The sequence below is a fragment of the Halomonas sp. ALS9 genome, assembly GCF_001651035.1.
Lineage (GTDB): Bacteria > Pseudomonadota > Gammaproteobacteria > Pseudomonadales > Halomonadaceae > Vreelandella.
This window is the reverse complement of sequence record NZ_LXRG01000163.1, coordinates 80,114-93,645: the sequence shown is the minus strand read 5'-3', so window position 1 is coordinate 93,645 and position 13,532 is coordinate 80,114. Positions and strand designations below refer to the sequence as shown.

At 53.2% G+C, this 13,532-nt stretch carries 12 protein-coding genes and 1 riboswitch; of the genes, 5 read left to right on the top strand and 7 right to left on the bottom strand.

The window, feature by feature from the left end:
* Positions 1-43 precede the first annotated feature (43 nt).
* Positions 44-940: a DMT family transporter gene (locus A6R74_RS11070; RefSeq protein WP_064234548.1), complete on the bottom strand. Its 897-nt coding sequence runs from the start codon at positions 938-940 to the stop codon at positions 44-46.
* A 168-nt stretch (positions 941-1,108) separates the two neighbouring features.
* On the opposite strand from A6R74_RS11070, the gene A6R74_RS11065 reads away from it, so the two are divergent.
* Complete coding sequence (locus A6R74_RS11065; RefSeq protein WP_165603374.1) at positions 1,109-1,990, top strand: helix-turn-helix domain-containing protein; 882 nt, start codon at positions 1,109-1,111, stop codon at positions 1,988-1,990.
* Between the two features lie 33 nt (positions 1,991-2,023).
* On the opposite strand, the gene A6R74_RS11060 is transcribed toward A6R74_RS11065, so the two are convergent.
* Positions 2,024-3,232: an MFS transporter gene (locus A6R74_RS11060; RefSeq protein WP_240488214.1), complete on the bottom strand. Its 1,209-nt coding sequence runs from the start codon at positions 3,230-3,232 to the stop codon at positions 2,024-2,026.
* 151 nt (positions 3,233-3,383) lie between these two features.
* On the opposite strand from A6R74_RS11060, the gene A6R74_RS11055 reads away from it, so the two are divergent.
* Entirely contained in the window at positions 3,384-4,313 is a 930-nt protein-coding gene (locus A6R74_RS11055; protein ID WP_064234547.1) for a LysR family transcriptional regulator, read from the top strand.
* 319 nt (positions 4,314-4,632) lie between these two features.
* On the opposite strand, the gene A6R74_RS22640 is transcribed toward A6R74_RS11055, so the two are convergent.
* Complete coding sequence (locus tag A6R74_RS22640) at positions 4,633-4,917, bottom strand: hypothetical protein (RefSeq protein WP_125410295.1); 285 nt, start codon at positions 4,915-4,917, stop codon at positions 4,633-4,635.
* Positions 4,918-5,278: 361 nt separating this feature from the next.
* A riboswitch (TPP riboswitch) is annotated at positions 5,279-5,438 on the top strand.
* 90 nt (positions 5,439-5,528) lie between these two features.
* Here A6R74_RS22640 and tenA point away from each other — a divergent pair.
* The 3 genes from tenA (at position 5,529) to A6R74_RS11040 (ending at position 10,116) form a co-directional block, all read left to right on the top strand.
* Positions 5,529-6,212: a thiaminase II gene (gene tenA, locus A6R74_RS11050; RefSeq protein ID WP_064234546.1), complete on the top strand. Its 684-nt coding sequence runs from the start codon at positions 5,529-5,531 to the stop codon at positions 6,210-6,212.
* 32 nt (positions 6,213-6,244) lie between these two features.
* Positions 6,245-8,134 carry a phosphomethylpyrimidine synthase ThiC gene (gene thiC, locus A6R74_RS11045; protein WP_064234545.1) on the top strand — a complete coding sequence of 630 codons (1,890 nt, stop codon included), beginning with the start codon at positions 6,245-6,247 and terminating at the stop codon, positions 8,132-8,134.
* 272 nt (positions 8,135-8,406) lie between these two features.
* Positions 8,407-10,116, top strand: a complete 1,710-nt coding sequence (locus A6R74_RS11040) for a hypothetical protein (protein ID WP_064234544.1) — start codon at positions 8,407-8,409, stop codon at positions 10,114-10,116.
* A 127-nt stretch (positions 10,117-10,243) separates the two neighbouring features.
* On the opposite strand, the gene A6R74_RS11035 is transcribed toward A6R74_RS11040, so the two are convergent.
* The 4 genes from A6R74_RS11035 to A6R74_RS11020 all read right to left on the bottom strand — a co-directional run bounded on the left by A6R74_RS11035 (position 10,244) and on the right by A6R74_RS11020 (position 13,499).
* Entirely contained in the window at positions 10,244-10,429 is a 186-nt protein-coding gene (locus A6R74_RS11035; RefSeq protein ID WP_064234543.1) for a CsbD family protein, read from the bottom strand.
* A 152-nt stretch (positions 10,430-10,581) separates the two neighbouring features.
* Positions 10,582-11,625 (bottom strand): DUF2955 domain-containing protein, encoded by a 1,044-nt coding sequence (locus tag A6R74_RS11030; RefSeq protein ID WP_064234657.1) that lies wholly within the window; start codon positions 11,623-11,625, stop codon positions 10,582-10,584.
* Between the two features lie 106 nt (positions 11,626-11,731).
* Complete coding sequence (locus A6R74_RS11025) at positions 11,732-12,793, bottom strand: HlyD family secretion protein (RefSeq protein WP_064234542.1); 1,062 nt, start codon at positions 12,791-12,793, stop codon at positions 11,732-11,734.
* 193 nt (positions 12,794-12,986) lie between these two features.
* Positions 12,987-13,499, bottom strand: a complete 513-nt coding sequence (locus tag A6R74_RS11020; RefSeq protein WP_064234541.1) for a porin family protein — start codon at positions 13,497-13,499, stop codon at positions 12,987-12,989.
* Positions 13,500-13,532: the final 33 nt, after the last annotated feature.

Sequence of the window (13,532 nt, the reverse complement as noted above, 5' to 3'; positions counted from 1 at the left end):
GCTTTGTGGCGTGCCTGAAATGCAGTGCCCGCTTTACTAATCACTAAACAGGCTGCCGCCACCGCCAGACCAAGCGATGGGTGTTAAACATTAACAGGTTGCCACTCACAATCATGGCTAACCCTATAAGCGCATCCGCATGCCACTGGTAACCCTCGAACACTGTTGACAGCGCCAGCGCAACCAAAGGAAACAGTACCGTAGCGTAGGCTGCCTTACCGGCACCAATACGGCCAACCAGCATAAAGTAGGCACCAAAGCCTCCCACCGATCCTATTACTGCTAAATAAACCAGGGCGCCTAGATATCTCGGTTCCGCTGGCAGGCTGAAACTGGCTCCCTGAGCCCAGGCAATCAGCCCCATCAACATCCCCCCATACAGCATGGCAAAGGCGTTGGTGGTGTTGATTTGCAGGCCGCATCGCTGGTGCCTGACCGACACCATGTTACCCAGCGAAAACCCGTAGGTACCCAGCAACGTCAAGCCAATGGCGCCCAGCAGTTCCCAGGTAGCTTCAACGGTGACCAGATCCTGCCAGAAAATCAGCGCCATGCCCGGCAGACCAAGGGCCAAAGCCAGGTAAAATACCCGCGGCACCGGTGTGCGGAAGAACAGGTAACCATTGGCCGCATTAAACAGTATCGACATCGAAAACAGGATAGCAATCAGGCCGCTGGGTAGATAACCCGCAGCGGTATAGAAGCAGTAGAAATTCAGACCAAACACACAACCACCCTGCACCAGGCAGAAAAGATGATCTCTGGCCTGTAGAGCCTGGCGTCGGCGAAACAACGTAAGCCCAACCAACAACACCAGTGCTGCGATGAGAAAGCGATAGAATACCGAGACCGGCACCGCCACGTCGCCCACTTGCCAGGCAATCGCCAGCCAGGTCGACCCCCAGATCAGAACCGTTGAGATATACAAAAAGCTATTCATGGCTTGCCATTCCCAGAGGGGTGAGTGTCAGCCATAGTATCGGCTCACACTGACTGACTGGCTTGCCCGCCATTGCGCCTGTTTGCCTATTCTTGCGGTTGAATGGCTCGCTGTATTGAGTTTCGTACTGAGCCTAAGTACTGTTTACGCAGTTCCCAGGAGCCGCCCATGTTCAATGATACGTTGAGCCACTATCCCAGAATGAAACAGACGCAGGCGCGTCTAGTCAGTAGCACCCAGCTAAAAAATGGCATGGCACTGGCGCGTTGGAGTAACCAGGAAGATCGTATTGAGAAGATTCATTCAAGCCATCACACGCTGAGCGTCTATCTAAACGGTGCGGAAAACTCCTTACGCAGGCAGGGCTCACAGACCATTGCCAGCAAGACCAGCAACAGCATGTGCTTGATGCCTGCCAACCTGGTTACTGACTGGGACGTTCATGGGCCTGTCTCACTACTGCATTTCTATTTCAGCGACACTCACCTAAGTCAATTGATCGAACAGGTATGGGATAAAGATGGTCGGAGTGTGCAGCTGGACGAAATTGACTTTGCCCAGGACGCCCTGCTCACTCAGCTGTTTTGCACCACCCTTGGACAAAGCAACTGGCAAGACCCGCTAGATCAATTAGCGCTGGATTCCGCCACCCAAACGGCATTGATACACACCCTGCGCCACTACAGCCAGCGCCGCCTGCCGACTCTGCGCCCGACGGGTGGGCTGCCTGCGTGGCAATTAAAACGAGTGGTGGAGTTTATTGAGCATCACCTAAGCCAACCGCTCACGCTGGCAGACATGGCGAACGTCACTGGCCTGAGTGACTACCACTTCGCGCGGATGTTCAAACAGGCCACCGGCTACCCGCCACATCGTTACGTGTTGCGCCGTCGCCTTACCCGGGCACGACACTTGTTGGCGGAAACTTCGCAAAATATGACTGAGATCGCGCTGCGCTGCGGTTTTGGCTCCAGCAGCCACTTCAGTAAACGCTTTCGTGCAGAGACAGGGGTCAGTCCTACAGAGTATCGGACGCAACAACGCCGCTAGGATGCTTACCAAGACAGCCGTCCTGTGTACGTATTACGAAACAGGGAAACCATGCCGCCGTGCACCCAACACCACCAACAGTGTTGCCGTAAGCAGCACCAGCAGCGCGGGCGAAAATGAGCTGGCGCCCAAACGATCCAGCAAGACACCTCCGACGATGCCGCCACCCGCAATGGCCACATTCCAGGCAGTCACCAGCATGGACTGTGCGACATCCGCGGCTTCCCCGGCGGTTTTGGCAAGCGCTGTTTGAAACAGCGTGGCTGAGCCGCCAAATGCTATCCCCCAAGCACCTACTGCGCCATAAACAGCTAGGGGCATATCGCCCGCTACGCCAAGCACTAACGCCGCTAATCCAAAAAGGACGGTACTAACGAGCATCAGTACACGGAGGTAACGGTCGATCAACATACCGATGACCCAGATACCTACCAACGCAGCAATACCGAAGACCAACAGAACAAGGTCAGTTCGCTCGGCCAGATTGGCATTGGCCAGAAACGGTGCAATATAGGTATAAAGAATATTGTGTGCGAGCACAAAGGCCAACACCGCAAACAGCACCGAGCGAATCCCCGGAAGGACGAATACTTGTTTAAGCGTCAACCGTTTGCCTGAGGATTGGCCTGCGAAGTCAGGCACCTTCACTCGAACCCAGACGACCAGAATCAGCGCTAATAGACTCATGATGCCGAAACAGATTCGCCAGCCCACCAACACACCGAGGAACGTCCCGGCAGGAACACCCAGCGAAAGCGCCAATGGTGTCCCCACCATCGCAATCGCGATGGCACGCCCCTTAAGATGTTCAGGCACCATGCGAGCGGCATAACCCGCCAATAGTGCCCAAAGCAAGCCTGCCGCTACACCAGCAAGAAAGCGGGCTGCTATCGTCAAAACGTAACTCGTAGAGAGCGTTGTGATCGTATTGGCGATAGCAAAACCTATAATAGCGGCAAGAAGTAAGGGTCTACGCCGCACTCCTTGCGTGGCGGCCATCAATGGAATAGCGGCTAGCAGTGATCCGATGGCATAGACAGTAACAAGCTGACCCGCAAGCGATTCTGAAACTTCTAGCCCTGCTCCGATTTGAGGTAGCAAGCCCGCTGGCAGCGCCTCAGTCAAGATCGTAACGAACCCCGCCAACGCCAGTGCCAGCAAAGCCGTAATCGGCAGCCGATCTGATTGCGCAGTTTCACCTCTGCCTCTGTTTAAACTACCCATTTCCGACGTGGTCATCATTATTTCGCCTATTTAAAGCGCAGGTTTAAGCCGCAAAACAGGGTTACCTGCTGCATGTGAGAATAGGCACTCACGTTAGGTACATTGAGCAGTTAAGACAATAATGCTAAATTTCTGAACATATCGGAATAAAAGTCTTTAATGGATAAACATGGATTCATTAAGTGGTATTGAGTACTTCGTGCAGGCAGCAGAAACCCGCAGTTTCTCCGTCGCTGGGCGTAACCTTGGCGTTTCTTCTTCGGCAATCGGAAAAAGTGTGGCTCGTTTGGAATCCCGCCTTGGTATCCGCTTACTGCATCGAAGCACCCGCAGCATCACGCTGACGGCAGAGGGTGCACTCTTTCTTGAACGCTGCCGCCGTATATTAAGCGAGGTTGAAGCAGCAGAATTAGAGCTGTCAGAAATACATCAAGAGCCCAAGGGAAAACTTCGGGTAAGCTTTCCGCTTGTTGGTCAACTTGTGATGCCGGTGCTGACTTCCTTGATGCACCGTTACCCTTTGATAGAGCTAGACGTGGATTTTTCGGATCGGATGGTCGATGTGATTGAGGAAGGATTCGATGCCGTTATCCGCACTGGCGAGCCAGCAGATTCACGTTTAATGTCACGCTCATTAGGGAACTACAGCCTGGTGCTTGTAGCATCCCCGAACTACTTATCCCAGCATGGTCATCCACTAACGCCTGCTGATTTAGTTAATCACGCTTGTTTGCAGCACAAGTTTCCCAGTACCGGTAAATATGAAGCGTGGCCACTTCGGCCAATTAGCAACGAGACCACTCCCACGTTAAATACAGCCATGGTGTGCAACACCTCTGAAGCGTTGATCGAAGTGGCCCGAGCAGGATTGGGCATCGCTTGCCTGCCGGACTTTATGGTGCGTGAAGCTATCGGGAAGGGAGAGCTAGTGACGGTCTTGAATGATCATATTGAGCATCAGGGAACATTTCGTATGTTATGGCCCTCAAGTAAGCACTTAGCCCCCAAGCTTCGGGTGTTTATTGACTTTATGGTGGAAGAGTTATTCCAAGACCAGGATGCTGCCCATTATTTTGCGCCTGTTAAGGAGCAGAGCTAGGGCTTGCGACACAACAACGCGGGGGTTCAGGCCGTTGAGGAGGTCGGACTGAACGTCCAGTAGATAGCCAGCCCCGCCCTCATCAAGTCGACGATTACCCATTTTTCATCGGGCATATCGTACGGAATATTAAACGTGATCCGGCACATCTCTTTACTCATCTAAAATATAGCCGAACCCAATTATAAAAACACTACGACATACTCGAAGATAACTTGCTTCGCTTCAGCCCGCACTTTAATAACCCTATGAAGAACTAGCTCCTATTTTAGCGTGTGTAGTTATGGAACTGATCACGCGATTAATCTTGAAGAAGCACTTACCTCGTTTTGTATACTCGTTTAAAATTCACGCGTTTTTTGAATGCTTTAGTTAATAGAACGCCACCTAATATAATTCCACCTACACCAACCACCCAGCCCGCGAAAGACAAAGATTCAGGAAGAGCTTCAGATGTTTTATAACCTAAATATACAGAAAATATCACTAGAACTACAAAGAGCATTGGAGGACACCCATATTCTATTTCGGCTTGACAGCCACGGCATACTCTTGCTCCATGTGAAACCTCTCCATGGCAATGCGGGCATACAATTTCACTCATTTCTATCTCCTACCTGAATGGTTAATCTCATCGTCTAATAGACACTAGACGACGTATTCTATTACTAAATCAATGATCTGGCATAGGTGTTTGAGCGCTTTTCAAACTAAATCCGCTTGATTATTTCACTCGTGTTAGATTCGTAGATACTACGTCTATCAAGCTAGCCAGCTACGCGTTAAAGATCTCGTTTTTTCACAGCCAGTAATCAACCTTTATAAACCTCACGACTCTTTCATTGTGGTTACGTAGGCCACTAGTTTAACTTTAACCCATTTACCAACACCCAGGCAAAGCCTAATTCGGCATCATCTACTCTCCACTTGCATCTCCCCCACCTGCCTTCTACACTCCACCAACGAACAGCTTGACGGGGTGCCGGTGATATCCGGCTGAGATGGCGCAGGGTCTGTCCTTTTAGGGATGCCGAGCGCTGGTCCCGCTGAACCTGATCCGGCTAATGCGTTGCTCATATAAAGAGTGGCGCGGGTACCGGCGTAGGGATCAAGCGATGGCCATGGCTAGCTCTCTCTCACGATCGCACGCCACCTTCCGCGCCATTTCCTCGATCTCTCCCGCCTTACCTCCGGATCATTAACACCGGAGGCATCATGGGCTACCGCTTTACTGATCTCACCACCGCCTGCCAGCAAGATTGGCGCGCCTATATTGAGCACGATTTTGTGCGTCAGTTGGGCAACGCCACGCTGCCTGAAGCGTCGTTTCGTCACTACCTGAAACAGGACTACCTGTTTTTGATTCACTTCGCCCGCGCCTACGCGCTGGCGGCCTATAAAAGCCCCACCCTTGCCGATCTTCGCCAGGCCCATGAAGGCTTAAAAGCCATTGTGGATGTGGAGTTGGGCCTGCACGTGGGCTTTTGCCAAGAGTGGGGGATTTCCGAGCAGGAGCTGGAAGCGTTGCCCGAAGCCAGGGCGACGCTTGCTTACACCCGCTATGTGTTGGATACCGGCAACCGCGGTGACCTGCTTGATCTACACGTGGCGCTGGCCCCCTGCCTGGTGGGCTATGGCGAAATCGCCAACTGGTTGAATGCCCAGCCTTCCACCCTGCGCGGCGCGCAGAACCCTTTTGATGCCTGGATTGCCATGTACGAAGGCGAGGAGTTTCAGGCCGCTATGCAGGCGGAGCTTGAATGGCTCAACACCCGCCTTGCCGATGTGACCCCCGCCCGCTTTGTCGAACTGAGCAAGATCTTCCGCGATGCCACCCGCCTTGAAATCGACTTCTGGCAGATGGGCTTAGCGCTGATAGACGCCGACCTAACCAACTAACCCAGCAAAACAATAATCTCACGGAGACTACAATGAGCAAGACTAGCCACTTTTTAGCCGAAACCGCCCAGGTGGATGCCGCCGCCATTGCGCCGCTGCCCGGCTCGCGTAAGGTCTATATCGAAGGCTCACGGCCGGATATCCGCGTACCGTTCCGGGAAATCTCGCTGTCGCCCACCAAAACCACCGGCATTGATGAAGAGAACCCGCCGCTGCTGGTGTACGACACCTCTGGCCCCTACACCGATCCTGACGCTATCAACGATTTACGCAAAGGCTTGCCCGCCCTACGTCGTGCCTGGATTGAAGAGCGCGATGACACCGAGTTTCTGGAGGGCCACACCTCTGAGTACGGTAAGCGCCGCGCTAACGATCCCACCCTTGCCCAGTTGCGCTTTGATTTAACCCGCACTCCGCGCAGGGCCAAGCCTGGGAAAAACGTTACTCAGCTGCACTACGCCCGCCAGGGGATTATCACCCCGGAAATGGAGTTTATTGCCATTCGCGAAAACCAGCGTCGCCAAGCGTTGGGTACCGCAGAAGTAGAGCGCATTCTGGGTCACCAGCATCCTGGCCAGAGCTTTGGTGCCAGCCTACCGGAAGAGATCACCCCAGAGTTTGTGCGCGATGAGGTGGCCCGTGGCCGGGCGATTATTCCCAATAACATCAACCACCCGGAAAGTGAGCCGATGATTATTGGCCGTAACTTCCTGGTCAAGATTAACGGCAACCTGGGCAACTCCGCGGTGACTTCTTCGATAGAAGAGGAGGTGGATAAGATGACCTGGGGTATCCGCTGGGGCGCGGATACCATTATGGATCTCTCCACTGGGCAGAATATCCACGAAACCCGCGAGTGGATTCTGCGCAACTCGCCGGTGCCGATTGGCACGGTGCCCATCTATCAGGCGCTGGAGAAGGTCAAAGGCGTGGCCGAAGACCTCACCTGGGAAGTGTTCCGGGATACGTTGATTGAGCAGGCTGAACAGGGCGTGGACTACTTCACCATTCACGCGGGCGTGCTGCTGCGCTATGTGCCTCTCACCGCCAAGCGAGTGACCGGTATTGTGAGTCGCGGCGGTTCCATTATGGCCAAGTGGTGCCTGTTCCATCACCAGGAGAGCTTCCTGTACACCCACTTCGAGGAGATCTGCGAGATCTGCAAGCAGTACGATGTGGCGTTCTCCCTCGGCGATGGCCTGCGCCCCGGTTCAGTGGCCGATGCCAACGACGAAGCGCAAATGGCGGAGCTTAAAACCCTTGGAGAGCTGACTCACATTGCTTGGAAGCACGATGTGCAGGTGATGATTGAAGGCCCCGGCCATGTGCCTATGCATCTGGTGAAAGAGAACATGGATAAGCAGTTGGAGTACTGCGACGAGGCACCGTTCTATACCCTCGGGCCACTAGTGACCGATATCGCCCCTGGCTACGACCACATTACCTCGGGCATTGGGGCAGCGATGATTGGTTGGTTTGGCTGCGCGATGCTCTGCTATGTAACGCCTAAAGAGCATTTGGGGCTGCCCAATAAAGACGACGTTAAAACCGGCATTATTACTTACAAAATTGCCGCTCACGCGGCGGACTTGGCCAAAGGGCATCCGGCGGCTCAACGGCGCGACAATGCGCTTTCTAAGGCGCGTTTTGAGTTCCGCTGGGAAGACCAGTTCAACTTGGGCCTAGACCCGGACACCGCCCGAGAATACCACGATGAAACCCTACCCAAGGACTCTGCTAAGGTAGCCCACTTCTGCTCCATGTGCGGGCCGAAGTTCTGCTCTATGAAGATCAGCCAGGAAGTGCGTGACTATGCTAATGAGCACGGCCTGAACGGTGATCAGGAAGCGGTGATGAAAGGCATGGAAGAGCAAGCGGAGAAGTTTCGGAATAAAGGCAGCGAGCTGTATCAGGAAGTTTAAAATAGCGACCTATTGAACAGTTTCGTTACTAAACATGGCTCTTGAGTATTAGGCAAACTCAAGAGTCACCGCCACTAGCTACTCACTGCTGCTGTCCTGATCTTGCAGTTTATCAATACGATATATAACTAACATTGGTTACACCTGCTTTATAAATATTTCCCCTGGCAAGTAGATTAATTATATATTGCTCGTGTATGATTATCATTTACGCAGTGCGTTGTTCATAACGATCAATTTAAAACCTTCAACTTGCAAAGAACTGATTACAGATGAAAACCAAACTGTCTTTGGCGGTATCCCTGGCTCTTCTCAGCGCTGGCTTACTAACCGGCTGTAGCGATGATAACGAGCCGACAGCCGCAGATGCACAGCAGGAAGCGACGAAAAATCTCGCAGCTCCCATGCTGAAGTATATCCCGGCTAATTCTCCTTACTTTATGGCCTCGCGCGAGTCACTTCCTGAACAAGATGTATTTGATCTTTATCAGCGCACACAGCCCATGGCTGGCCTTGACTCTGACCTGGATGAACTGCGCGACTTGCTGCCCGATATCGATGATGAAGCGCTACGTTCGATGATAACGCTTTTAATCGCCGCGAGTGAAGAAGCACTCGAGGTTGAAACGCTGGAAGACGTCCATGCACTAGGCCTGAAAATAAATCCTCAGGTCGCTATCTACGGGCTGGGTGTGCTGCCTGTTATGCGCATGCAACTGCAGGATGAAGATGCCTTTCGCGAAACGCTGCAGCGTATCCTGACTAAGGCAGACATCACCCCAAACACGGCCACCACCAACGGCACCGACTACTGGGTGTTGACGCCTGAGGCTCCGGTCAAGGCAATCCTAGCTATCGTCGATCAACAGCTAGTGTTATCGATGGTGCCGCAGGATGCCAGTGACGAGCTGCTCGCACAGGTGCTGGGTAACACCCTGCCCGACAGCAACATCGGAGAAACCGGAGAACTTGAGGAGCTTGAACAGCGCCATGGTTTCACCCCTTACGGTGCCGGGCAGCTCTCCTTTGCACGCCTGCTTAATGAACTGAGCGAACCCTCGCATGCAGGGACTCAGGCACTGCTGGAAGCGACAGATTCCGAGCAGCCGGATCTGTCCAACTGCCAGGCAGATATTGACCGTATAACCAGCCGCTTCCCCGGTGTTGTTATCGGGTCTCGCGAGTACAAACTCGACCGCATGGAAATGAATTTCATCCTGGAAACCGACGAGGAGATTGTCAGCGACCTTCGTGCTCTGACCACTCAGGTGCCAGGCCTTGGCAGCACAGAGGGCATGGCCAGCATTGGCTTGGGCCTGGATCTACCGATGCTGGTTCAGACCGTACAGAAATATGCCCAGCAAGTGCGTGACAACCCCTTCAGCTGTAATGAAATGCAGGAGCTAAACAGCGCTTGGGACGAAGCCAACCTGGCGATCAACAACCCGATTACCATGATGGTTGGACAGTCTCTCTCTGGCTTCAACGCGCGTATTAACAGCCTGACAATGAAAAACGGCGAACCCTTTGTGACGGGCATCCTCACCCTCGCCTCACAAAACCCGCTAACACTACTGACGACAGCAAGCTCCTTCGCGCCAGAGTTAGGGGCTCTTGGACTTAAACCCGGCGGTGAAGCCAAGCAAATCGAGAGCATGATGCTGCCGCCAGATGCACCGGCGCTCTACGCCGCTATGTCGGAAACGGCCATTGCGCTGGGGGCCGGCATTAGCGATTCGGCGACACTGCAGAAAGAGCTAGAAGCCCCTGCATCAGATCGTGACCTGCTGCTTTATGGCCACATAACAGGTGAGTTTTATAATTCACTGGCCAATGTTATTGAACAGACACCAAGCGATGAAATATCAGCATCTGATATTGAGATGATCAAGCAATTTGGCGAAGCCTACGAGAATATGGAGTACTGGTTCCGAGTCGATGACGCAGGCGTTGAAATGAGCTTCTCGCTGGAATTGAACTGATACCCGATAGTTCTTTCAGTATGAAGAACCCGCTGATATGAACGATTTATCAATTTTAGCGGGGGTTTGAAAGCCGCATAACGCCAACAGGGGGCCAAAGCCCCCTGTTGGAGTCAATGTAATATTCTTAGCGCTGTTTTTTCTGGCTCTCCTTGGCGTCACCTTTGCCTTTTTGCAGCTCGCCTTTTACCTGCTGGGCCTTACCTTTAGCTTCAGTTTTGGTGCTACCTGTCGCCTTGCCCGCGGCTTCTTTCACTTTGCCTGCAGTTTTGTTGGCCGTTCCTTTTGCTTTATCTTCTTTACCTGTTGCCATGACGAACACCTCTAATCCGTTAGTAGGGAAAACGCCGTGTGTGAAATGTGCCATTAGCACAGCTAATCACACGTCGGCACACTCATCAGAGTAGCCTGTATTAAAAAGTTGCGCTGATTTATTTATGCCAGCTTTATTGATGGCAGCTCTATCTATGGAAGACTCCTTTCTGGTAAGCGCGTTGGCGTCCAACGGTTCAACACAACGTGTAGGCAGGCCATAACCAGCAGCGTAAGCGCCAGCGCGACACTCATTGAAGAGAACCGGTAGAGGGCGCTGTACACCAGATCCTGCTGCGGGCCCAGCGACTGGCCAAACAGAATTCCCAGGGTGGTCATCCCGCCAAAGCCAATCCCCGAACCGCCGCCTTCATGAATATGCTCGCGAGCAAAAAGCATTAGCCCCAGCCAGTAGAGCAACACCACCAGCAGAAAATGGTGGCTCTGGGTATATAGAAGTAGCTGCATGAGCAGCGCTAAGTTACACCCCAGCAGCGTGCCTACCGCTCGCTTGGCGGCTGATACCCGCGCACCGGCGTACCCCAGCGTAAACAACACCAAAATGGTCGCCATCTGCGCGGAAAGCGAGCCCTGCAAGTCAAACACTTGAAACACCACAAACGACAGCGTCGCCGTTAGGCCACCGATTAAGGTTTCATGACGAATCTGGGAGGAAGACTTAGTAACTCTGGGTGGCGGCTTACGCGCTTCCACGTCAGGGAACAGCGTATGCATCAGCATGGCGATAAATACGGCCAATAGACTGGCAACCAGATTGCAGGCCAGTAGATCGCTCAAGTCTACATTGGGGTAGCTGGCAAAGTGGAGTAGGATGCTGAGCGTTAACACCCCGTTGGCACCGAATAGAAACAGCGGCCCTTTCGCCATCAGGTTAAAGCGAAACAGAAATATGCCCATCACCACCAGGGTCATGACTACCGGCATATGCTTGAGCAGTCCGACCACTAGGCTCACTTCAAGCACATTGATCGATACGTTGGCCAAAAACTGGCGCACGATATGGCCGTTCAAGATAGGCACCATACCCAGTAAGAACATTGGAAAAACAGTAAAAAACACCCCGTAATTCCAGCCCATCAATTGGCTAACCACAAACCCCAGCATACCGCCCCCGGCCACTCGCAGGCACTGACGCAGGCCATTCCTTGAGAGTTCGGGCTTGCGCTTAGTGGCCACTGCGCTAGAAGATTGCGCGCTGGCAGGCCTTTTTTTAATAAATCTGGCAGCCCTTTTTTTAATAAACTTGGCAGACCTGTATTTAATAAACCTGGCAGACCTCTTTTTAATAAACATAGTGCAACCAACTGATCAGATGTGCCTGTAGCCACACAAAGGGTTTGGTCAAGGCAGCATCGCCGGGTTGAAGCTGCACCGTAGCCCGGGCACCGCTGGGCAATAAGTTTGCGACTGGCTGGGTTAGCGCTAGGTGAACGCGCATGCGCTGGGCGTCCCGTACCCAGCGGTCGGTGGTAGGAATATCGGCAAGCTGTCCATCGGCAGCCAACTGGCCTTCACGCACCCCGGCATCTATGGCGAAGACGTTTGCATCAAATACCTGCCCCGGCCAGGCATCAAACACTACTTTCGCTGCATCGCCGGGCGCCACATGGCGCAGGCTCTTTTCACGAAAATCGGCAATAATATCGATTGTATCCGCCACTACCGCTACCGCTGGCTGGCCCGCCTGAACGTAGTCACCTACCTCTAGTTGAAGATTGGAGACGCTCCCATCTTGAGCGGCGCGCACCTGAGTATGGGCCAGATCCAATTGTGCCTGGGAAAGCGCGTTTTCCGCTTGGCGCAAACGCAGGTTCGTCTCACCTGCATCGCCCAACTGCACTTCCAGACTAACAATGTTAGCCCTGGCCGCCGCCACGCTGGCCTGTGCCGTGCGCTCAGCAGCCACCTGCTGTTCGTACTGTTGGCGAGATACGCTCTGCTGCGCCACCAGGGTTTCCGCACGCTGCAGTTCACCGCGCCGCTCCGCCGCCGTGGCTTCAGCGGATGCCAACGCCGCCTGCGCGGAAGCTAGCTCTGCTTCCAGCTGGGCATTCTCCCGCTCGGCTTGCTCACGATTAAGCTGTGCCTGCTCAACGGCTAACTGAAACGGCGCGGGGTCTAACTGAAACAGCACATCGCCTTTGCTAATGTGTTGGTGATCACGCACCCACACCTCGCTCACGGGACCACTGAGTTCGGGCGCGATACGGGTTACCGGCCGCATCACCCGAGCCTCAGGCGTCATGGGCATAAAGCTATCGGCCACCAGAAAATAAATGAAAAGCAGTACAAAGGCAGCCAGGGCTACCTTCACCCAGCGGGCAAATGTTTGATCGGGGGTCATGCAGAGCTCACTTGTTAGCCACCAGGTAACCACCTGGCCAGCGCCTCTCAACGGGCGCGTGTTGTTTAGGGGATGGCATTAGAGACTTTAGTCTAACAATTAATTAGCGCGCTAACAATATTGTCATTAAAAAACCCCCATGGCTTTTCACCATGGGGGTTTTAGTTAAGCGATTCTATATCAAGCCATCACATTAAAACCGGTAGCGCAGACCAACGCTGGCCGCATCAAAGGTGTAAGCAGATTTATCCAGGTAGCGCATATAGTCCGCGTTGAGAGACAGGTTTCTGGCGACATCCATCTCAGCGCCTGCGCCGTAGGAGAAGTCACTTTCGCTGTCGCCGCGGTCAAACTCTACTTCAGTGAAACCCGCCAGTCCGTAGAGACGCACTTCAGGTGCTATAGGAATAATACCTTTCGCGTAAGCACCCGCAACATAATCTAATTCGGCACCACCGTCGGAACCGCCCGTGCCTAAATGTCCCTCAATGGCAAAGTAGTCATTGAACTGGGCACCACCACGCAGGCGTAAGCCTACGTCATCACGGGATGAGCCTCTGTCTGGGTCAAGACTCCAAAACATAGCATCAGCGCCCAAGTAAGCTTGCGGGGAGCCGAAAGACTGTTGAGCTTGGGCAGACGTTGCAAAAGCGCCTGCACCCACCAGGAATACTGCTGATGTAAGTGACAATAGAGACATTTTCATAGCTTGCACCTCAGTTAAAAAACAGTGTTTCCT